The sequence below is a fragment of the Mycobacterium botniense genome, assembly GCF_010723305.1.
Taxonomy (GTDB): domain Bacteria; phylum Actinomycetota; class Actinomycetes; order Mycobacteriales; family Mycobacteriaceae; genus Mycobacterium; species Mycobacterium botniense.
This window is the reverse complement of the sequence record NZ_BLKW01000002.1, coordinates 1631675-1650288: the sequence shown is the minus strand read 5'-3', so window position 1 is coordinate 1650288 and position 18614 is coordinate 1631675. Positions and strand designations below refer to the sequence as shown.

Here is an 18614-nt window from a genome sequence, read left to right as displayed (position 1 = left end):
GGGCCGATGCCGGCCGGTGCGGTGGCTTCGGCAGTCGTCGCATCGGTCGCCACTTTGCTCGCAGGTTGTGCTTCACCCCCTTCGACGCCGGCGAATGCGGCGGGCGCCGGGGTGCGGATCGACACCAGGACCCCGCCCGGTCTGCGCGCCCAGCAGACCATGGACATGCTTAATTCCGACTGGCCGATCGGCGAGGTGGGGGTGCGGACCCTGGCCGCGCCCGCGATGGTCGAATCGGTTCAACGAGCGATGGAAGCCCTGTGGTGGGACCGCCCTTTCACCATCGACAGTATCGACATCACCGCCGGCGCGGCGACGCTGCATCTGATCACCTCCTACGGCGCCCGGCAGGACATCAGGATCCACACCGGCGAGGATCGGCTCGTTGACGGGTTCGACGTCACCACCAGCCCGCCCACGATCACCTCATGGCATGACGTCGACTCCACACTGGCCAAAACCGGTGCCCGTTATTCCTACCAAGTCGCCAAGGTCCACGATGGTCGTTGCGAACGGCTGGCAGGGACCAATACAGCTCAGTCACTGCCGCTGGCATCGATTTTCAAGTTGTATGTGCTCTACGCCGTGGCTGACGCGATAAAAAACGGCACGGTGTCTTGGGATGACCAGCTCACGGTCACCGCCAAAAGCAAAGCTGTCGGGTCGTCAGGTGTGGACCTTCCGGTAGGAGAACATGTTTCGATTCGCACAGCTGCCGAAAGGATGATCGCCACCAGTGACAACATGGCGACTGACCTGCTGATCGAGAAGGTGGGCACCCATGCTGTCGAGAAGGCTCTAGTCGCCGCCGGTCACCACGATCCGGCCAGTATGATGCCATTTCCCACGATGTACGAGCTCTTCTCAGTGGGTTGGGGTGAGCCGGATCTTCGCGCCCAGTGGAGTCACGCTCCCCCGCAATTGCGTGCCCAGTTGTTACAGCAAGCGAATTCTCGTCCTTACCAACCTGATCCAGCCCGTGCCCATACCCCGGCGTCTAGCTACGGTGCAGAGTGGTACGGCAGCGCCGAGGACATCTGCCGGGTCCATGCTGCTCTGCAAACGGTGTCGTCCGGCGAAGCCGCGCCCGTCAAGCAGATTCTGGCCTCCGTACCCGGTGTCGATCTGAACCGCGATACGTGGCCGTATGTTGGCGCGAAAGCTGGCGGTCTTCCCGGTGATTTGACGTTCAGCTGGTATGCGGTGGACAAGACCGGCCAGCCTTGGGTGGTCAGCTTTCAGCTGACCTGGTTGCGAGACCACGGCCCGACCGTGACCGCGTGGATGTTACAGATTGCGAAGCAGGTGTTCGCGCTGATTGCGGTGCAGCGCTAATTTACCCCGCCCCAAGCCGCCGGCTGTTGAAAACGGCGGGTGAGCCGCGTCGCTCAGATTAGTAACACCACCGGCGCAGCGCTGTCCGAATAGGATGCTCGACAAGGTGCCGCGCAGCAGATAGCGTCTGCCGGGGCAATCGTGTGACGGCGGGGAAACCGGTGCAATTCCGGTGCGGTCGCGCCACTGTGACCAGTGTTTCGGCGCTGGAAGCCAGACCTCCCCGGCACACCTCGCAGATGGGGACGCGCAATCCCTGAAAGGCGGTTGGTTCATGCCTTCTCGGGCATCATCGAATTTTTCCCCTGGGTATCGTCGTGCGGCTGCACGCCGAGCCGCCCGGTATCCCGTTGGCCGTTGGGCTGAATTCTCCCGGTTGACCTCGACGTGGGATTGTCGCGACCGTGCCGGTGTCGCGCTGCTGCTGGGGGTGATTGCCGCCATGCACGTCGTGGGTTTCGCCACTTTGCTGTGGATCATCGTGCCGCGGCACTACCAGGTCGGTTCCGGGATTTTCGGGGTCGGCCTGGGCCTGTCGGCCTACCTGTTCGGTCTGCGGCATGCTTTCGACGCGGACCATATCGCTGCTATCGACAACACAACTCGCAAACTGATGACGGACAGCGACAATGCGGCCGGTCCGGCGGTGCGAGAAGGAGCCGGGTCACGCGCAACCGAATCGGGCCACCGTGGCAAACCGACGTCTGTCGGGTTCTGGTTTGCGATGGGTCATTCCACCATCGTGCTGGTCATGGCCGTGCTCGTCGTGGCCGGCGCCCATGCGGTGGATGCGCTCGTTGACCGCAATTCACCGGCCCGGCACGCACTCGGGTTCGCTGGAACCTTGGCCTCCGGGCTGTTTCTCTACCTCATCGCAGCCACGAACATCGTCACGTTGAGGGGAATTTCCCGGGCGTTCGTCAAACTCCGTCGCGGATGCTACTGCGACGCCGAACTCGAAGCAGCCCTCAATGACCGGGGGTTTTTAGCACGCCTGCTGCATCCAGTGATGAATCGCATCAAGCGCCCAGCACAAATCTATCCGGTTGGTGTGCTGTTCGGGCTGGGGTTCGACACCGCGACCGAGGTCGCCGTGCTGGCGCTGGCGGGCACCGGGGCCGCCGCCGGTCTGCCCTGGTATGCGGTGCTGGTGCTGCCGTTGCTATTTGCGGCCGGCATGAGTCTGATGGACACGGCTGACGGTGTCCTGATGACGGTGGCCTACGACTGGGCTTTTGTGCAGCCAATCCGCAAGATCTACTACAACCTTGCGGTGACAGGGCTTTCGATCGCAGTCGCGTTACTGATCGGGTCGATCGAACTGGTTTCGATCTTGCACGACGATTTCCACTGGGCCAACCCCATCGTCAACTGGATCAGCGTCATCGACCTCAACACAGCCGGTTTGGTGATTGTTGGACTCTTCGTGCTTACCTGGGTGGGAGCGGTCGCTTACTGGAAGCTGGCCAACATCGAAGCCCGCTGGCAGCCGGACCCGGATTGTGGCTGAGAGGTTAGACGGCCAGTGGCCAGTCACTACAGCGGATTTCGCGATACCTGCAGTGACTGGCCACCTCGCAGAGGTTTATTGGCCGGCCTGCGCGGGGCCGCCCGCGCTGTGGACTCCCACATTGGCCAGGTCCGGCTCGACGGGCTCAGCCGGCTTGCGAGTTCCGGTGAATGTGAATACCGCGTCTTCACCAGCGCCCTCACCGTCCCAGTTCTCCACATCGACGGTGACGACTTGCCCCGGTCCAACCTCCTCGAACAGGATCTTCTCACTCAGAGCGTCCTCGATTTCGCGCTGAATGGTCCGTCGCAGCGGGCGCGCACCCAGCACCGGGTCAAATCCGCGCTTGGCCAGCAGCGCTTTGGCCTTGTCGGTCAACTCCAGCGCCATGTCCTTGCTCTTGAGCTGATCGCTCACCCGGCTGATCATCAACTCCACCATCCGGATGATCTCTTCCTGGGTCAGCTGGTGGAAGACGATGATGTCGTCGATGCGGTTGAGGAACTCCGGGCGGAAATGTTTCTTCAGCTCGTCGTTGACCTTCTGCTTCATCCGCTCGTAGTCGTTCTCGCCGCCGCCCTGGGAGAAGCCCAGCCCAACCGGCTTGGAGATGTCCGCGGTACCGAGATTAGACGTGAAGATCAGGACCGTGTTCTTAAAGTCCACTGTGCGGCCCTGCCCGTCGGTGAGCCGACCGTCCTCGAGCACCTGCAACAGGCTGTTGTAGATCTCTTGGTGCGCCTTCTCGATCTCGTCGAACAGCACCACCGAAAACGGCTTGCGCCGCACCTTCTCGGTGAGCTGACCGCCTTCCTCGTAACCGACATACCCCGGCGGGGCGCCGAAGAGCCGTGACGCGGTGAACCGATCGTGGAACTCGCCCATGTCGATCTGGATGAGCGCGTCGTCATCGCCGAACAGGAACTCCGCCAGCGCCTTGGACAGCTCAGTCTTACCGACACCGGACGGGCCGGCGAAGATGAACGAACCGGAGGGACGCTTGGGGTCCTTTAACCCGGCGCGGGTGCGGCGGATCGCCTTGGACACTGCCTTGACGGCGTCCTCCTGGCCAATGATCCGCTTGTGCAGCTCCTCTTCCATGCGCAGCAGCCGGGTGGTCTCGGCCTCGGTCAGCTTGAACACCGGGATACCGGTCCAGTTGCCCAACACCTCGGCGATCTGCTCGTCATCGACCTCAGCGACAACATCGAGATCACCTGAGCGCCATTGCTTTTCCCGCTCAGCCCGCTGGGCGACAAGTTGCTTTTCCCGATCCCGCAGCGCGGCGGCCTTCTCGAAGTCCTGCGCGTCGATCGCGGACTCCTTCTCCCGGCGCGCTTCGGCGATCTTCTCGTCGAACTCACGCAGGTCCGGTGGCGCGGTCATCCGGCGAATCCGCATCCGCGCCCCGGCCTCGTCGATCAGGTCGATCGCCTTATCCGGCAGGAACCGGTCGTTAATGTAGCGGTCGGCTAATGTGGCCGCGGCCACCATCGCCGAATCGGTGATCGACACCCGGTGGTGCGCCTCATAGCGATCGCGCAGACCCTTGAGGATCTCAATGGTGTGCTCCACCGTCGGCTCGCCCACCTGCACCGGCTGGAAGCGGCGTTCCAGCGCGGCGTCCTTCTCGATGTACTTGCGGTACTCGTCGAGCGTGGTGGCACCGATCGTCTGCAGCTCGCCACGAGCCAGTTTGGGCTTGAGGATCGACGCCGCGTCGATGGCGCCCTCGGCCGCGCCGGCGCCGACCAGCGTGTGCAGCTCGTCGATGAACAAGATGATGTCGCCGCGGGTGTTGATCTCCTTGAGCACCTTTTTCAGGCGCTCCTCGAAATCACCGCGGTAGCGGCTGCCGGCCACCAGCGACCCCAGGTCCAGGGTGTAGAGCTGCTTGTCCTTCAGCGTCTCGGGCACCTGGCCGTGCACGATGGCCTGCGCCAGGCCCTCGACGACCGCGGTCTTGCCGACCCCGGGCTCGCCGATCAGCACCGGGTTGTTCTTGGTGCGCCGGGACAGCACCTGCATGACCCGCTCGATTTCCTTCTCCCGGCCGATGACCGGGTCCAGCTTGCCCTCCATCGCGGCCGCCGTCAGGTTGCGGCCGAACTGGTCGAGCACCAGCGAGGTCGAGGGGCTGCCGGATTCGCCGCCGCGGCCCCCGGTGCCGGCCTCGGCAGTCTCTTTGCCCTGGTAGCCACTCAGCAGCTGGATCACCTGCTGACGCACCCGGGTCAGCTCCGCGCCCAGCTTGACCAGCACCTGCGCAGCGACCCCCTCGCCCTCGCGGATCAGGCCGAGCAGGATGTGCTCGGTGCCGATGTAGTTGTGGCCGAGCTGCAACGCCTCACGCAGGGAGAGTTCGAGCACCTTTTTCGCCCGCGGGGTGAATGGAATGTGCCCGGACGGCGCCTGCTGGCCCTGGCCGATGATCTCCTCGACCTGGCTGCGCACCCCCTCCAGCGAGATGCCCAGCGACTCCAGCGACTTGGCGGCCACGCCTTCGCCTTCGTGAATCAACCCCAGCAGGATGTGCTCAGTGCCGATGTAGTTGTGGTTGAGCATCCGGGCCTCTTCTTGCGCCAGGACGACGACCCTGCGGGCACGGTCGGTAAATCTCTCAAACATCGGTGGTTACCTGCTCTCCCTCACCATCGGTACAGCGGTGGCATCGCGTACCTGCTATCCACTGTAATCGGCCGCTGCCCGAGGTTCCTAACCTTGCGGTCCATACCGGCGCACACTTCCGCCGGTGAAACACGGACGCAACAAATGCAACGCCGGAAAATGCTGAATGTTTCCCAAATAACCGCTGATCAGTTCGCCACCAGCGAAAGGCGCTGAACCTGCCCTTAATACGGCCGCCGCACAGTGGCACCCGCCAGGGCGTCGCGCATCGTCGCGGCACCATCCGGCGGCCAGGTATGCCGCAGACGTGTCCTGGAAGCGACGCAGGGGAGCCGGGCAATGAATCAGGTGGGAGCCGGGCGGTTAGACCCCTGGCCGAGCCGGGCAATCGAATCCGGCAGGAAGCGGTTGATCGGGCCCAACGCCCGGCTCCCCACTAGTTCGCCGCGTGGAAAGCCTCGATGATGTCGGCGGGTATCCGGCCGCGGGTTGACACGTTGTGCCCGTTACGACGAGCCCATTCCCTAATCGCCGCACTCTGCTCGCGGTCCATCGCCCCCCGGCTGCGGGCCGAGCCGGACCGCCCTCGCCGCCGACCGCCCACCCGGCGCCCGGCTTCCACCCATTTGCTCATCTCGTTACGCAGTTTCGCGGCATTCTTGGTGGAAAGATCAATCTCATAGGTCACCCCGTCCAGGCCGAATTCCACCGTTTCATCGGCAGCGGCCTCACCGTCGAAATCATCGATCAGGGTAACGGTCACTTTCTTCGCCATTTGCTCACCCTCACGCTGCTTCCTGTGCAAGTTGGATTGATTCCCCATCAACTAACCTGCCATAAGAACGCGGCATATTCAATCCCATCACCGCCCGTCACTACCGCAGCAGTTCAGTTGCTGAGCGGCCGAACAATCGGGAACAAAACTGTCTCCCTAATTGACAGGCCAGTCAACGCCATCAACAAGCGATCGATCCCCATTCCGGTTCCGGTGCACGGTGGCATCGCGTACTCCAGGGCTGCCAGAAAATCTTCGTCAAGCACCATTGCTTCCTCGTCGCCGGCGGCAGCTGCGCGAGCCTGGGCAACGAATCGCTCCCGCTGGACCACGGGGTCGATCAATTCCGAGTATCCAGTGGCCAGTTCGACACCTGCCAGATACAGGTCCCACTTCTCGGTGACACCGGGAATATGGCGATGCTGACGGGTCAGCGGGGTTGTCTCCACGGGAAAATCCCGAACGAAGGTGGGTGCTGACAGGTGCTTGCCGACCAGATGTTCCCACAGTTCTTCGACGAGCTTGCCATGTCCGTGACCGCGCTCCGCAGGAATCTCCACATTGAGCCGGTCGGCAACGTTAAGCAAGTGTTCAACAGTCGTGTCGGGCGTGATCTCTTCACCGAGCGCGGCCGACAGCGACGGATACATTTGTATCGACCCCCATTCTCCGTCGATGTCATAGACGCCGCCATCAGGCCGCTGCAGTTGTCTGGTCCCGAACGCCTCGTCGGCCACCTCTTGAATAAGCTCTCGTATGACGACCGCCGAATCGTCATAGGTCGCATACGTCTGGTAGGTCTCCAGCATGGAAAATTCCGGAGAATGTGTGGAATCGGCTCCTTCGTTTCGGAACACTCGATTAAGTTCGAAGACCTTGTCGAACCCGCCCACCACGCAGCGCTTCAAGAACAGTTCCGGGGCGATCCGCAGGTACAGATCGATATCGAGGGCATTAGAGTACGTGATGAACGGTCGTGCTGCGGCGCCGCCGGCCAGAGTCTGCAACATCGGCGTCTCGACCTCGACAAACCCGCGGCGCTCCAGACCGGCTCGGATCGCATGCACGACGGCAATTCGCTGACGGGCCACTGCCCGCGCCTGGGGCCGCACGATCAAGTCGACATAGCGTTGCCGCACCCGCGACTCTTCGCTCATTTCCTTGTGCGCGACCGGCAACGGCCGCAGCGACTTCGACGCCATCTGCCAGGAATCGGCAAGCACCGATAGCTCTCCGCGGCGTGAGCTGATCACCTCACCGTGGGCGTAGACGATATCGCCGATATCGACGTCGGCTTTCCACCCGTCCAGCGCTTCCTGGCCCACTTTCGCGAGGCTGATCATCACCTGAAGCTGGGTGCCGTCGCCGTCTTGGAGCGTGGCAAAGCACAACTTGCCCGAGTCACGCAGAAACATCACCCGCCCCGCGACGCCGACGATGTCCCCGGTCGCGGAGTCCCTCGGCAGGTCCGGGTAGGCGGCGCGGATCTCGGCCAGGGTGTGGGTGCGGGGCACGTGAGCCGGGTAAGGGTCGTGTCCCTCGGCCAACAGGCGAGCCCGCTTGTCCCGGCGAATACGGAACTGCTCGGGGATGTCTGCATCGGCCGCGCTCACGACGTGCCAGCTTAAATCAAACCGCGCGAGCACCTGCCGATACGGCAGCGGGCCGGTCGGTTCGGACCCCCCGCTCTGCCGTTTCGCCGCGGGCCGGCCGGTCGCGGTTTTCTCGGCAGGAGCCATCGGCGAACGCGAGTTGTCCGATCCGGCGGGTCGGATTTTTCTCCTCCGGACAGGGGACGCCTACGCCGACTGCGTCGTCGGGGGCTTCTGCGCCGCGTTAAGCGCCTCGGTGACCTCCCGGGCGGCGCGGTGACCCGATTCGACCGCGCCGTTCATCGAGCAAGTCCAGCGCCGCGCCGTTTCACTGCCTGCCCAATGCAGGGGTCCGACCGGCGCGCGCAGCGCCGGGCCGAACCGGGTCAGGGCCGAGGGTGTGGTGAACGCACCGTAGCACCCACGAGTGTATTGCTCTGCCGCCCAATCGAGTTCGATATAGGCAATGGGATCTTTAGCTGCTGGCCCGAAGTAGGCGGCCAGATCGGTCAGCACCTGCTGGCGGCGGTCGGATTGCGGCAGCCGGCTCACCAAGTCCGCCCGTCGTCCCTCGGTGAAGACGGCCAGGACGCCGGGTGCTCCTGCGGCAGGCGTGTTGTCCAGCACGGTGGCCGCGGTCCGCCGGTCGCTGTTGGCCTGGCCGCTGAAACCATCACGGCGCCAGAACGGCTCATCGTAGATGACGTTGGTCTTGATCACCCGCCCCATGGGCATCCGTTGGATCAGCTGGTCGCGATCGGCGGGCAACGGAGGCGCGTAGCGGATTCGGCCGCTCAGTATCGGCGGCACCGCGATGATGGCCCGCCGCGCGGAGAGGGTCGCCGATTCCGGCAGGCGGATCCTGGCGCTGTCGTCATCCCACTCCACCTCGGTGACCGGGCAGTTCAACCTGACCCTGTCGCCGAGTTGTGCCGCCAGGATCAGAGCGATCTGCTGCGAGCCGCCGACGATGCGGTTCTGCAGCACCCCACCCTCGATGGTGAGGAACGCCCCCAGCCCCTGGTTGGCGCCGAGGTAGGAACACGCCCACAGCGCGGAGAGGTCTTCGGGTTCGGTGGTGAAGACCGCCCTGGTGACGAACCGCAGGAACTCGCGCCCGCCGCGGGTGCGCAGGTGGCGGTAAAGCCAGGCGGCAAAGGTCTGCGCATCCAGCGCTGCGGCGCGAGTGTCGACCATGCCCCCGGGTGGCGGCAGGGTGCGGGTCAGGCGGCCCAGCCGCCACGATCCGTAGCCGATGTCGGCCAGCACCACCGGATTCAACCGTGGGATGCGCCCGGTATACCTGAGCGTCCGGCCATTGAAGTCGAGCACCTTTCGGCCCTCGGCGTGGGTTGGGGACAGCGAGAGCCCCAAATCCGCGATCAGATCGAGGATCTCGGTTTGTCCCGGACCCACCCAGGCCCCGCCGACCTCGATGGGGGCGCCGTCGGGGAGCTCCGCGTTGAGCACCCGGCCACCGACGCGCTCACGCGCCTCCAAAACCACGACGTCAAAACCACCGCGCATCACGTCGCGGGCAGCCACCAGCCCCGCGATCCCGGCTCCGACCACCACCACGTCGACGTCGCGTTGTGGCATGTGCGCCTCCCACAGGCTTAAGCGCTTTCCACGGCCGCCCTGATGCGCTCAAGCGTGGTGCGCATCGCCCGGGCGCGCTGTTCGTTGCGGCCACGCATGAGGTAGTCCTCGGCAACCCGGACATCGAGTGGCCAGCGCAGCGCCTCGAACGACTCGGTGACGTCGGTGCCGCCGTTGGCCGGCTGCAGCCGGTAAGTCCAGCGGACGATCGGCTTCCCGCCTCGGATCGTCACCCACGACAGTTCCCGTCCGGGATCGGCCGTCATCACCTCACACGTCATCGACCAGCGCATCCAGCGCCATCGGTTCGACCCTTTGAAGCGGGCGCCCACTTTCGCCGGCGAACCGGCGCCGCCCAACCAGCGCACCCGGTAACACTCCGGGCTCCATTCGCCCATCCGCTCGACGTCGGCCAAGACCTCCCAGATCTTCTGGGGTGGGGCGTCCATATGCAGTGTCACTTCCCCGCGGCGAGCACTTGTCATGATGACCTCCGTTGTTTGCGCCGTTTTCTGATCAGGTGGTCATAGGCCATGTCGGCCGCCTCATCGAGCAGCCGGCCCCACCGCTCGCCGCCCGGGTCGTTGGCGATCTGCTGGTCGACCAGCCCGGAGCTCAGCGCAGTGAGCAGATCCTCGTCGGCTTGGTCGCCGGTCAGCCCGGCGTCGGCGAGTTGGCGGCGAAAGACGTCGAACACCTCGATTGCCTTGGCGTAGGACGACTCCGACGGGACGAACCCCGGGATGGTGCGCTGGAACAGCAGCTGGTAGCGCACCGGGTCGGCGGTGCAGAAGTCGAAGAAGATGCGAAACGCTCCCCTGACCAGGTCGCGGGGACGGCGCGGCAGCTGGGCACGTCGTCGGGTGATGAACTCGAGGAATTCCTCGTTGCCCTGGGCGAACATCGCGTCATAGATCTCGTTTTTGCAGGCGAAGTACGAATACAGCGACGGCACCCGCATCCCGACCCGGGCCGCCACGTCACTCAAGGTGAGCCCGGCCAATCCTTTCTCCCGTGCCGCATCCCAGGCCGCGTCCACGATCTCCTGCCTGGTGGCCCGATGCCGCCGGTGCCTCCGATCGCCAATCGGTTCTCCTAACACCATTAGGTCAATCTAATACTGGTTCGGTGCGTGTCGCAAGGGTTCCGGTCGTGTTTCCGCCGCGGCATCATGTCCCGGCCACTCGCCTACCCGGCCGGCGCACGCCCCGAGTTGCGTCTTCTGCGTCGAGCCTGTGACAGCACGCAACCGGGCAGATCTCCGGCTGGCAACGACACCACCGAAATGCGGATCGTCAGCGAGCTGTCTTGAGCCGGCCGCGCTGGCTGTCGCGGTTGCGTTCGAACACCAGCCGCAGGCCGTGCAGGGTTAAATGCTGGTCATAGTGGTCGACGGTGTGCAGTTCGGGCAGCAGCAGCGGCGCGGTGTGCCCGGTGGCCACTACCGTGACATCGTCGCCGGCGAATCCGTCGACATCGTTCCGGATGCGTTGCACCAGGCCATCAACCAGTCCGGCGAAGCCGAACACCGCACCCGCCTGCATGCACTCGACGGTGTTTTTGCCCACCACCGAACGCGGCCGGGCCAGCTCCACCCGCCGCAACGCCGCCGAACGGGCCGCGGCGGCGTCGGAGGATACCTGCACTCCCGGCGCGATAGCGCCGCCGAGAAATTCCCCTTTGGCCGACACCACGTCGACACAGATCGAGGAACCGAAGTCGACGACGATGGTGGCCGTGCCGAATTTATGAAAAGCTGCCAGGCAGTTGACGATCCGGTCGGCACCAACCTCTTTCGGGTTATCAACCAGCAGCGGGATGCCGGTACGCACACCGGGTTCGATGAGCACACGCGGCACCGACGGCCAGTACTGGTCGAGCATGATCCGCACCTCGTGCAGCACCGACGGAACGGTGGACAGGGCCGCCGCGCCGGTGAGCTGCTCGGAATCCTCCCCGATCAACCCGTCGATGGTCAGCGCCAGTTCGTCGGCGGTGACCTCGGATTCGGTGCGGATCCGCCACTGCTGGACGACTTTTGCGTGCTCTTTCGATCCGGCGAGCAGCCCCACGACAGTGTGGGTGTTGCGGACGTCGATCGCCAGTAACACAGTTACCCCGCACTCATCCGGGATGAGATCAGCTCGGCGGCGCCGGCGGGAGCCAAAGCCGGGTCGTGGCCCAGGTCAACCGGCTTGTTGCGGGCGTCGACGAACACGATCCGCGGTTGGTGGGAGCGGGCCTCCGCCTCTTCCATGGTCCCGTAGGCGAGCAGGATCACCAAATCACCGGGGTGGACGAGATGCGCTGCAGCGCCGTTGATCCCGATCACTCCGCTGCCCCGCTCACCGGTGATCGCGTAGGTGACAAGCCGGGCACCGTTGTCGATGTCGACGACAGTCACCTGCTCGCCCTCCAGCAGGTCGGCAGCATCCATCAGGTCGGCGTCGATAGTCACCGAGCCGACGTAGTGCAGATCGGCCTGGGTGACGGTGGCACGGTGGATCTTTGATTTCAGCATCGTCCGTAACATCAATTCCTCCAGGGTGATTCATGGATCCGCTTACCCGAGCCGACCGGCGTTTTCGCATCGGCGCCGGCGAGGATTCCGATTTCGATGGCGGCATTGTCCAAAAGCCTGGTGTTTCCCAGCCTGGCTGCTACCAGCAGCCGGGCAGGACCGTTGGCCGGTGCAGGCCCCAGCGCGGTGTCACGGACCTGCACATAGTCGACCTCGATCGCGGGCACGGCGTCGAGTACGGCACGCGCCGCGTCGACGGCGGCATCGGCTCCAGCCGATGCCGCCCGTCTGCCGGCCAATAACGCCGCCGACAGCGCCGAGGCGGCTTGTCGCTGCGCCGCGTCTAGGTAGCGGTTACGTGATGACATGGCCAGCCCGTCGGGATCCCGCACGATCGGCACCGCGACGACCTGCACATCGATGTTGAAGTCGGCGACCATCTGCCGGACCAGGACCAGCTGCTGATAGTCCTTCTCGCCGAAGAACACCCGGTCGGGCCGCACGATCTGCAGCAGCTTGAGCACGACGGTCAGCATGCCGGCGAAATGAGTCGGCCGGGCAGCACCCTCAAGTTCGGAGGCGAGCGGACCGGGGTGCACGGCGGTGCGCACACCGTCCGGATACATCGCCGCGACACTGGGAGTGAACACGATCTCGACACCCGCATCACGCAGCAAGGCCAGATCATCCTCGAGAGTGCGCGGATAGGTGTCGAGATCTTCGTCGGCGCCGAATTGCAGCGGGTTGACGAATATCGAGACCACGACCACCGACCCGGGCACCCGTTTGGCGGCACGGACCAGGGCCAGATGCCCGTCGTGCAGCGCGCCCATGGTCGGCACCAACATCACCCGGCGTCCCGTGTGCCGCAGCGCCCGGCTGACGTCAGCAACATCGCGCGGCGCCGAATAGACGTTGAGTTCGCCGGCGGCAAATGCCGGAGGCGGTTTGCCGCTCATCCGGCCAGCACCTCGAAGATCTCGTCGGGTGCGTGAGCGCGCTGTGCGGTCCGCAACGCGTTCGACCGATAGGCCTGCGCCAGCTGCGGGTCGAGCTTCGCCAGCGCAGCCAGATGCCCGGCGACCGCCGCCGCGTCACCGCGTGCGACCGGTCCGGTCAGAGCGTCCTGTCCGTGCCGGAGCGTGTTTTCCAGCGCCGCCCGTGCCAACGGCCCGAGGATACGTTCAGCGAGCCCGATCGGCAGGTCACCGAAAAACTCTCCGTCGCAAGCGGAGCGCAGCGCTTCCAGCGCGTCGGCGAGCACGGCGACGATGTGGTTGCCCGCATGAGCCAATGCGGCGTGGTAGAGCATGCGGGCTTCCTCGCGGACCCGGAATGGCTCCCCGCCTATCTCCAGAACCAGCGCTTGCGCGATCGCGTAGCCGACCTCGTCGGCGGCGGTGATCCCGAAGCAGGTGTCCGGCAGCCGGGTGATGTCCTCGTCGGAACCGGTGAATGTCATCGCCGGGTGGAGAGCCAGCGGGACACACCCGTGCCCGGCCAGCGGCGCAAGCACGCTGATCCCATTGGTACCCGACGTATGCGCCACGATCGTCCCCGCCCGCACCGCGGACGTGGCCGCCAGACCAGAGGCCAGTGCGGCAAGTTCGGTGTCGGGAACAGCGAGCAGCAACAGCTCCGCGCTGTGCGCGACATCGGCTACCGGCAAAATCGGCGTGTCGGGCAGTCTGTCCCGGGCAAGCCGTAACGACGTGTCCGAGATGGCGCTGCATGCCACCACGACATGGTCGGCACGTTCCAACGCAACACCCAACGCGGTACCCACCCGGCCAGCCGAGATGATCCCCACTTTGAGCCTGGCCGGGCGCAAACCGTCGAACTGCAGCATCGCAGACGACCTCACAAGTCAGCTCGCACGTTCCAGTCCCGCGCTGCGGGTACCAGACGGTCGCCACGACTCTACCCCGGCGACGACGCTCCTCGCCGGGCGACCCCGCCCCGCACCGGGATACCGGTGCTCACGGGTCGCGGCGGCGACGCCGGCCACCTGCACTCGGTTCAGCCTGCAGCCGCGCAAGCAGCTCCGCCACCGATTGACCTCCGCTGTGCGTATTGCCCTCCGCCACCGAATCCGCACTCCGGTGGCGGGCCGCTGACGCTGAGGTTGCGGTCCTCGGAGAAGCCGCCTCGGGCGCTGGCCCGGTCGATGCCGCAGACGGTGACGAAAAAGACGCCCACTCCGGCGTGGTGGGGACTCCCATTCCGGTGCGGTCGCCCTCGTATTCCGTGGAATGACGCGGCTGCGGACGCCCACCCGCGGCTCCGTATTGCCAGCTGGGCTCGGCTTCGCGGGCTCGGGTGACGCCGGGTTCTTCCAGGCTGGCGTGCCGGCCGCGCTGCGGCTCGGGTGGAGCACCAGCAGAGGAAGGCCCGCTCACGGCTGTTGACCCATTCGCCGTGTCGGCGGTGCCGACAACATTGTCGACGTGAGTGGCAACCCAACTGCTGCCCGGTGTCCCGGGCGCGGCCCACTGCCCTTCAGCCGCGCCGGGCCGGGGCTCCGGGGCCGGTGGGGTCTCGGCGAGTCCGGTGGACCACGACGGGCGCTGGCGATCAGGTTGTGGATAGGGCGGCTGGTGGCGCGCATCGAAACGCGGTTCGGGTTGTGGTGGCGCCGCCTCGTGCCGGGACCTGCGAGGCTGTTGCGGCTGATAGCGTCCCTCCGCACGCCAATTGCTGTCCTCGCCCTGCCGCCACTCCTCGGGATGCGGTTTGCCGTGTTCGGCCTGCCGCCAGTGGGTTCCGTACGAGGCGTTCGCAAACCGCGAGGTTCCACCGGCTGGGTAAGCTTCGGGGCGAATGTCTTCAGCACCATATCGATGTGCTGAAACCTCGGTGTCGGCCGTGGTTTGCCGAGGCGGTGCCAGCGGCTCCTCGGGTACGTCGATGATCGCGCTTTCCTCAGCTTGGCGTGTGCTCTCGTCAGTCGGCGCCACCGTGACGCGATTGCTGGAGACCCACTCACCCGATCTGGTCTGGCCCTCGGGCGTCCAGTCGGCGTAACTGGACACCGCGGTGCGCTCTGTCTCCAGCGCCGGGCGGTGCGTCAGCTCGGTGTCGAAGAAAATTTCCAAGTTGGTTCGTAATGCGGCCAGCTCGGCCCGCAGCGCCGCCACCTCATCGGCGGCCTGGGCGCGCAGCTCAGAAGCCAGTTCGCGGCGAAGCTGCGATTCCACGGTCAGCTCATACTCGCGACGCGCCGCGATCTCCCGGTCCAATTGCAGGTCGTACACCAATTTCAGATCACGCACCCGCGCCTGATCCACCTCACTTTGCCGCCGATAGATCACCGACACGAACGCAGCGACGACGGCGGCCCACAGAGCCAGGATCACCGCGAGTTTGAGAAGTTCCACCCGATTGGTGAAAACCAGCGCCGAACTGGCCCCGATAGCAAGGACCAGCAACGTCGTCAACAGCAGCCAACCCGGCCTGCGGCCGCCGCGCCGGACACGAGCGCCGCGGGACAGAACGGTCATGGCCCGACTGTACCGGGCCGAGGTCGCCGTGCGTGTCGCCCCGGTTCGGCGATTCTCGCTCCGGCCGATTGCCGGTCACCTCCTCCGCTCATTGCCCGGCCCGCACACCCGGCCGGCCCAGCTAACTGCCCGCGGCCCCGTCGATCCGCCGGCGCGGGCTCTGTTCCGATATCATTGCCGGGGATTGGCGGCCCCGGATTGTCCGCGCAACGGCGGGTGCGCATCGTCGCCGGGTGATGCCGGTCCAGCGGCCGGCACAACGGGTGCGGCTCGAAGCGGATGGGGCTAGTTGTCCCCGCCCTCAGGGTGCTCGGTCGGGTCATACGGCGATTTGCAGCAATGCTGGAGCCACAGGGCCGCAATCACCAGAGCCAAAGCGCTGGCGGCGGCGACCATCGTGCCGGTGGTGTCTTCGCCGGCGACCCGCATCGCTGAACGGCGGGGTAACAAGAAGGCGAGAACGCCCACCCACCACCCCAGCACCACAGCACCAACCCACGCTGACGCCTTGGCGACCATCACGCTGCGCGCCACTGCGAGCGGGTGCAGCCACCCCGGCCCGTCGCCGATCTCACCAGCCTGAATCTTCGCCCTCACGTAGCGCCCCCACACCGCTTCGGCAACGGCGATCGCAAGCAGCGACAACCCCGTCCACACCGTGATCGGCGGAAACCAGCGATATAACAGCACGACAAGCAGATAACCGACCACCGCGGCGCTGGCCACGCCGGCCGTCAGGTCACGCTTGCGGGTCGGTCCCATTGGCTTCCCGGTGTCGAATCGACGCGGTGTGGGGCGGGCGCGGCAAGCTCAGCGCTAACCCCGTCCATCGCACACCGGCGCGGTCGGCAGGTTCCAGGTCAGCGAGCCACCCGGCGACAGGGCGCCGTTGTCCGGCCGCGGTCAGCTCGGCGCTCGGGTCGACGGCAAGCCAGGGGACCAGCACGAAGGCCCGAAGGTGGGCCAACGGGTGCGGCAGCGTCAGCCCGTTCTCGCGAGAGACCAACTCGGTCTCACCGTCGTGGCAGGTGACCAGGTCCACGTCCAGGGTGCGTGGGCCCCAGCGCTGGCCGCGCACCCGGTCCGCCACCTGCTCTAGCGCCTGGACCCTGCGCAACCAGCCCAGCCCGTCAAGCCCCGGGTCGTCGGCGATCAGCACCGCGTTGAGAAAACGCCCCTGGTCGATACCACCCCACGGGTCCGTCTCATAGACCGGCGAGGCTGCCTGGACCGTACCGCCCAGCCCGTCGACCACCGACTGCAGACGGGCGAGGCGATCACCCAGGTTGGAGCCGATGGACAGCACCACCCGCGTCATGGTGTTCCCCCCGCGGGGATCACCGATCCGCGGCCACCGCGGCGTGACCGCCGAACCACCACCGCCACATCGGAGAAGGTCTGCCGGATCGGGGCCTGTGGTTTGTGAACCACCACTTCGACCGCATCCACCCGCTCATCGTTCATCACGTCGTCCGCGATCTCAGCGGCGACAGTTTCGATGAGGTTGCGCGCCGGCCCGGCGACAATATCGGCCGCCCGCTGGGCCAGCACGCCATAGTCATACGTGTCACACAGCTTGTCACTCGCGGCGGCGCCGGCCAAGTCCATCCACACGGTGATGTCCACGACGAAATCCTGCCCGCTGGCACGCTCGTGGTCGTAAGCTCCGTGATAACCACGAACCGCCAAGCCCCGCAACTCGATCCGGTCAGCCATCACCTGTTCCCGCTTGTGTCCAGGCGTCGACCACCTTCAGCGCGTCAACCGAGGCCCGCACGTTGTGCACCCGCACACCCCAAACCCCATGCAGGGCAGCTAACGCGGAGATCACCGCCGTCGCGGTCTCACGTTCATCGGGCGGCCGTACGTCACCTCGCGGCCCGGCCAGCAGCGTACCGAGGAACCGTTTTCGCGATGCGCCGACGAGCACCGGTACACCGGTTGAGACCAACCGGGGCAATGCGTGCAGCAGCGCCCAGTTATGCTGTGCTGTCTTGGCGAATCCCAGACCTGGATCAATCACCAGCTTTGCTGGATCGACACCTGCGGTAACCGCGTCGTCGACACTGGCAAGCAACTCAGCGCGCACCTCGGCCACCACATCGCGATAGTGCGGTACCTGATGTGGCTGGTCGGCGGAGAGGGGTCGCCAGTGCATCAACACCCACGGCACACCCGCCTCGGCCAGCAGCGGTGCCATCCCCGGATCGGCACGTCCCCCCGACACGTCGTTGACGATGTGCGCGCCGTTCTCCAGCGCCGCACGCGCCACACTCGAGTGCATGGTGTCAATACTGACGGTAACGCCTTGCGCTGCAAGTTGTTTGACAACCGGAATCACCCGCGCTGTTTCGACTTGCGGGTCCACCCTGATGGCGCCGGGCCGGGTTGAGGCACCCCCGACGTCGATGATGGCTGCGCCTTCCGCGGTCAATGCCAGGCCGTGTTCGACAGCGCGGTCAGCGTCCAGATACCGCCCGCCATCCGAGAACGAGTCGTCGGTGACGTTGACCACCCCGATAACGCGTGTCGGGCTCACTTGCGCAAAATAAGTTCGAGCGCTTCGGCTCGAGACGACGGGTTGGTCTTGAAAAGACCTCGCACCGCTGATGTCGTGGTCACCGCCCCAGGTTTTCGCACACCGCGCATTGACATGCACAGGTGTTCGGCCTCGATCACGACGATCACCCCCCGTGGATCAAGTTTGCGCATGAGGGCGTCGGCGATCTGCGCGGTGAGCCTTTCCTGGACCTGTGGCCGCTTGGCGTACAGGTCGACCAGCCGCGCGATCTTCGAGAGCCCAGTCACCCGACCGTCATGGCCGGGAATGTAGCCCACGTGGGCCACACCGTGAAACGACACCAGGTGGTGCTCACACGTGGAGTACAGCGGGATCTCCTTGACCAGCACCAACTCGTCGTGCTGTTCGTCGAATGTGGTTTCTAGCACGGTGTCTGGATCGGTGTAGAGCCCGGCGAACATCTCACGGAATGTGCGCGCGACCCGAGCCGGGGTGTCTTCCAGGCCGTGCCGGTCTGGGTCCTCACCGATCGCCAACAGCAACTCGCGGATCGCCGCCTCACACCGCGCCTGATTGAACACCGGTGTACGCAGTTTGACTGGACGGGAATTCGGCTGCGCCATGACGCCTCCG

General features: G+C 65.5%; 18 protein-coding genes and 1 riboswitch. Of the genes, 2 read left to right on the top strand and 16 right to left on the bottom strand.

Annotated elements, in window-relative coordinates; all coding sequences use genetic code 11:
* Nucleotides 1–6: 6 nt before the first annotated feature.
* Together G6N08_RS07665 and nicT are read left to right on the top strand one after the other, a co-directional pair.
* The gene (locus G6N08_RS07665; RefSeq protein WP_163755777.1) at nucleotides 7–1335 is read left to right on the top strand and encodes a serine hydrolase; all 1329 of its coding nucleotides are present in this window, start codon (nucleotides 7–9) and stop codon (nucleotides 1333–1335) included.
* 115 nt (nucleotides 1336–1450) lie between these two features.
* Nucleotides 1451–1576: riboswitch (cobalamin riboswitch) on the top strand.
* A gap of 135 nt (nucleotides 1577–1711) precedes the next feature.
* Nucleotides 1712–2845, top strand: coding sequence for a Nickel transporter NicT (gene nicT, locus G6N08_RS07660; RefSeq protein ID WP_246216638.1), 1134 nt, complete (start codon nucleotides 1712–1714; stop codon nucleotides 2843–2845).
* Between the two features lie 75 nt (nucleotides 2846–2920).
* On the opposite strand, the gene clpC1 is transcribed toward nicT, so the two are convergent.
* From clpC1 to folE, 16 genes are all read right to left on the bottom strand, one after another.
* Nucleotides 2921–5473, bottom strand: coding sequence for an ATP-dependent protease ATP-binding subunit ClpC (gene clpC1, locus G6N08_RS07655; protein ID WP_163755773.1), 2553 nt, complete (start codon nucleotides 5471–5473; stop codon nucleotides 2921–2923).
* A 436-nt stretch (nucleotides 5474–5909) separates the two neighbouring features.
* Nucleotides 5910–6248, bottom strand: a complete 339-nt coding sequence (lsr2, locus tag G6N08_RS07650; RefSeq protein WP_163755771.1) for a histone-like nucleoid-structuring protein Lsr2 — start codon at nucleotides 6246–6248, stop codon at nucleotides 5910–5912.
* Nucleotides 6249–6361: 113 nt separating this feature from the next.
* A complete protein-coding gene (lysS, locus tag G6N08_RS07645) occupies nucleotides 6362–7861 on the bottom strand; it encodes a lysine--tRNA ligase (protein WP_163755768.1) in 1500 nt (499 codons plus the stop codon).
* Between the two features lie 186 nt (nucleotides 7862–8047).
* Nucleotides 8048–9439 carry a flavin monoamine oxidase family protein gene (locus G6N08_RS07640; RefSeq protein ID WP_163755766.1) on the bottom strand — a complete coding sequence of 464 codons (1392 nt, stop codon included), beginning with the start codon at nucleotides 9437–9439 and terminating at the stop codon, nucleotides 8048–8050.
* A 17-nt stretch (nucleotides 9440–9456) separates the two neighbouring features.
* Nucleotides 9457–9924, bottom strand: coding sequence for an SRPBCC family protein (locus tag G6N08_RS07635; protein ID WP_163755764.1), 468 nt, complete (start codon nucleotides 9922–9924; stop codon nucleotides 9457–9459).
* A complete protein-coding gene (locus G6N08_RS07630; protein ID WP_163755762.1) occupies nucleotides 9921–10544 on the bottom strand; it encodes a TetR/AcrR family transcriptional regulator in 624 nt (207 codons plus the stop codon). Before G6N08_RS07630 ends, G6N08_RS07635 begins: the two co-directional genes overlap by 4 nt.
* 190 nt (nucleotides 10545–10734) lie before the next feature.
* The gene (locus G6N08_RS07625; protein ID WP_163755760.1) at nucleotides 10735–11550 is read right to left on the bottom strand and encodes a type III pantothenate kinase; all 816 of its coding nucleotides are present in this window, start codon (nucleotides 11548–11550) and stop codon (nucleotides 10735–10737) included.
* 2 nt (nucleotides 11551–11552) lie between these two features.
* A complete protein-coding gene (panD, locus tag G6N08_RS07620; protein WP_163755758.1) occupies nucleotides 11553–11972 on the bottom strand; it encodes an aspartate 1-decarboxylase in 420 nt (139 codons plus the stop codon).
* Nucleotides 11972–12919, bottom strand: coding sequence for a pantoate--beta-alanine ligase (panC, locus tag G6N08_RS07615; RefSeq protein ID WP_163755756.1), 948 nt, complete (start codon nucleotides 12917–12919; stop codon nucleotides 11972–11974). The genes panD and panC overlap by 1 nt, the downstream gene beginning before the upstream one ends.
* Nucleotides 12916–13809 (bottom strand): Rossmann-like and DUF2520 domain-containing protein, encoded by an 894-nt coding sequence (locus G6N08_RS07610; RefSeq protein WP_163755754.1) that lies wholly within the window; start codon nucleotides 13807–13809, stop codon nucleotides 12916–12918. Before G6N08_RS07610 ends, panC begins: the two co-directional genes overlap by 4 nt.
* Nucleotides 13810–13939: 130 nt before the next feature.
* A complete protein-coding gene (locus tag G6N08_RS07605; RefSeq protein WP_163755752.1) occupies nucleotides 13940–15460 on the bottom strand; it encodes a DUF6779 domain-containing protein in 1521 nt (506 codons plus the stop codon).
* Nucleotides 15461–15745: 285 nt separating this feature from the next.
* On the bottom strand, nucleotides 15746–16222 hold the full coding sequence (locus tag G6N08_RS07600; protein ID WP_163755750.1) for a DUF3180 domain-containing protein: 477 nt from the start codon (nucleotides 16220–16222) through the stop codon (nucleotides 15746–15748).
* Nucleotides 16200–16778 (bottom strand): 2-amino-4-hydroxy-6-hydroxymethyldihydropteridine diphosphokinase, encoded by a 579-nt coding sequence (gene folK / locus G6N08_RS07595; protein ID WP_163755748.1) that lies wholly within the window; start codon nucleotides 16776–16778, stop codon nucleotides 16200–16202. The genes G6N08_RS07600 and folK overlap by 23 nt, the downstream gene beginning before the upstream one ends.
* Nucleotides 16775–17176: a dihydroneopterin aldolase gene (gene folB, locus G6N08_RS07590; RefSeq protein WP_163755745.1), complete on the bottom strand. Its 402-nt coding sequence runs from the start codon at nucleotides 17174–17176 to the stop codon at nucleotides 16775–16777. The genes folK and folB overlap by 4 nt, the downstream gene beginning before the upstream one ends.
* Nucleotides 17169–17999, bottom strand: coding sequence for a dihydropteroate synthase (folP, locus tag G6N08_RS07585; protein ID WP_163755743.1), 831 nt, complete (start codon nucleotides 17997–17999; stop codon nucleotides 17169–17171). The genes folB and folP overlap by 8 nt, the downstream gene beginning before the upstream one ends.
* Nucleotides 17996–18604, bottom strand: a complete 609-nt coding sequence (folE, locus tag G6N08_RS07580; protein WP_163755741.1) for a GTP cyclohydrolase I FolE — start codon at nucleotides 18602–18604, stop codon at nucleotides 17996–17998. Before folE ends, folP begins: the two co-directional genes overlap by 4 nt.
* Nucleotides 18605–18614 lie beyond the last annotated feature (10 nt).

Bases quoted from the DNA above. Each gene is read 5' to 3' on its own strand.
- G6N08_RS07665 (WP_163755777.1), top strand. From the start codon at position 7: ATGCCGGCCGGTGCGGTGGCTTCGGCAGTCGTCGCATCGGTCGCCACT.
- clpC1 (WP_163755773.1), bottom strand. From the start codon at position 5,473: ATGTTTGAGAGATTTACCGACCGTGCCCGCAGGGTCGTCGTCCTGGCG.
- lsr2 (WP_163755771.1), bottom strand. From the start codon at position 6,248: ATGGCGAAGAAAGTGACCGTTACCCTGATCGATGATTTCGACGGTGAG.
- G6N08_RS07640 (WP_163755766.1), bottom strand. From the start codon at position 9,439: ATGCCACAACGCGACGTCGACGTGGTGGTGGTCGGAGCCGGGATCGCG.
- G6N08_RS07635 (WP_163755764.1), bottom strand. From the start codon at position 9,924: ATGACAAGTGCTCGCCGCGGGGAAGTGACACTGCATATGGACGCCCCA.
- G6N08_RS07630 (WP_163755762.1), bottom strand. From the start codon at position 10,544: ATGGTGTTAGGAGAACCGATTGGCGATCGGAGGCACCGGCGGCATCGG.
- panD (WP_163755758.1), bottom strand. From the start codon at position 11,972: ATGTTACGGACGATGCTGAAATCAAAGATCCACCGTGCCACCGTCACC.
- panC (WP_163755756.1), bottom strand. From the start codon at position 12,919: ATGAGCGGCAAACCGCCTCCGGCATTTGCCGCCGGCGAACTCAACGTC.
- G6N08_RS07610 (WP_163755754.1), bottom strand. From the start codon at position 13,809: ATGCTGCAGTTCGACGGTTTGCGCCCGGCCAGGCTCAAAGTGGGGATC.
- G6N08_RS07605 (WP_163755752.1), bottom strand. From the start codon at position 15,460: ATGACCGTTCTGTCCCGCGGCGCTCGTGTCCGGCGCGGCGGCCGCAGG.
- G6N08_RS07600 (WP_163755750.1), bottom strand. From the start codon at position 16,222: ATGGGACCGACCCGCAAGCGTGACCTGACGGCCGGCGTGGCCAGCGCC.
- folK (WP_163755748.1), bottom strand. From the start codon at position 16,778: ATGACGCGGGTGGTGCTGTCCATCGGCTCCAACCTGGGTGATCGCCTC.
- folB (WP_163755745.1), bottom strand. From the start codon at position 17,176: ATGGCTGACCGGATCGAGTTGCGGGGCTTGGCGGTTCGTGGTTATCAC.
- folE (WP_163755741.1), bottom strand. From the start codon at position 18,604: ATGGCGCAGCCGAATTCCCGTCCAGTCAAACTGCGTACACCGGTGTTC.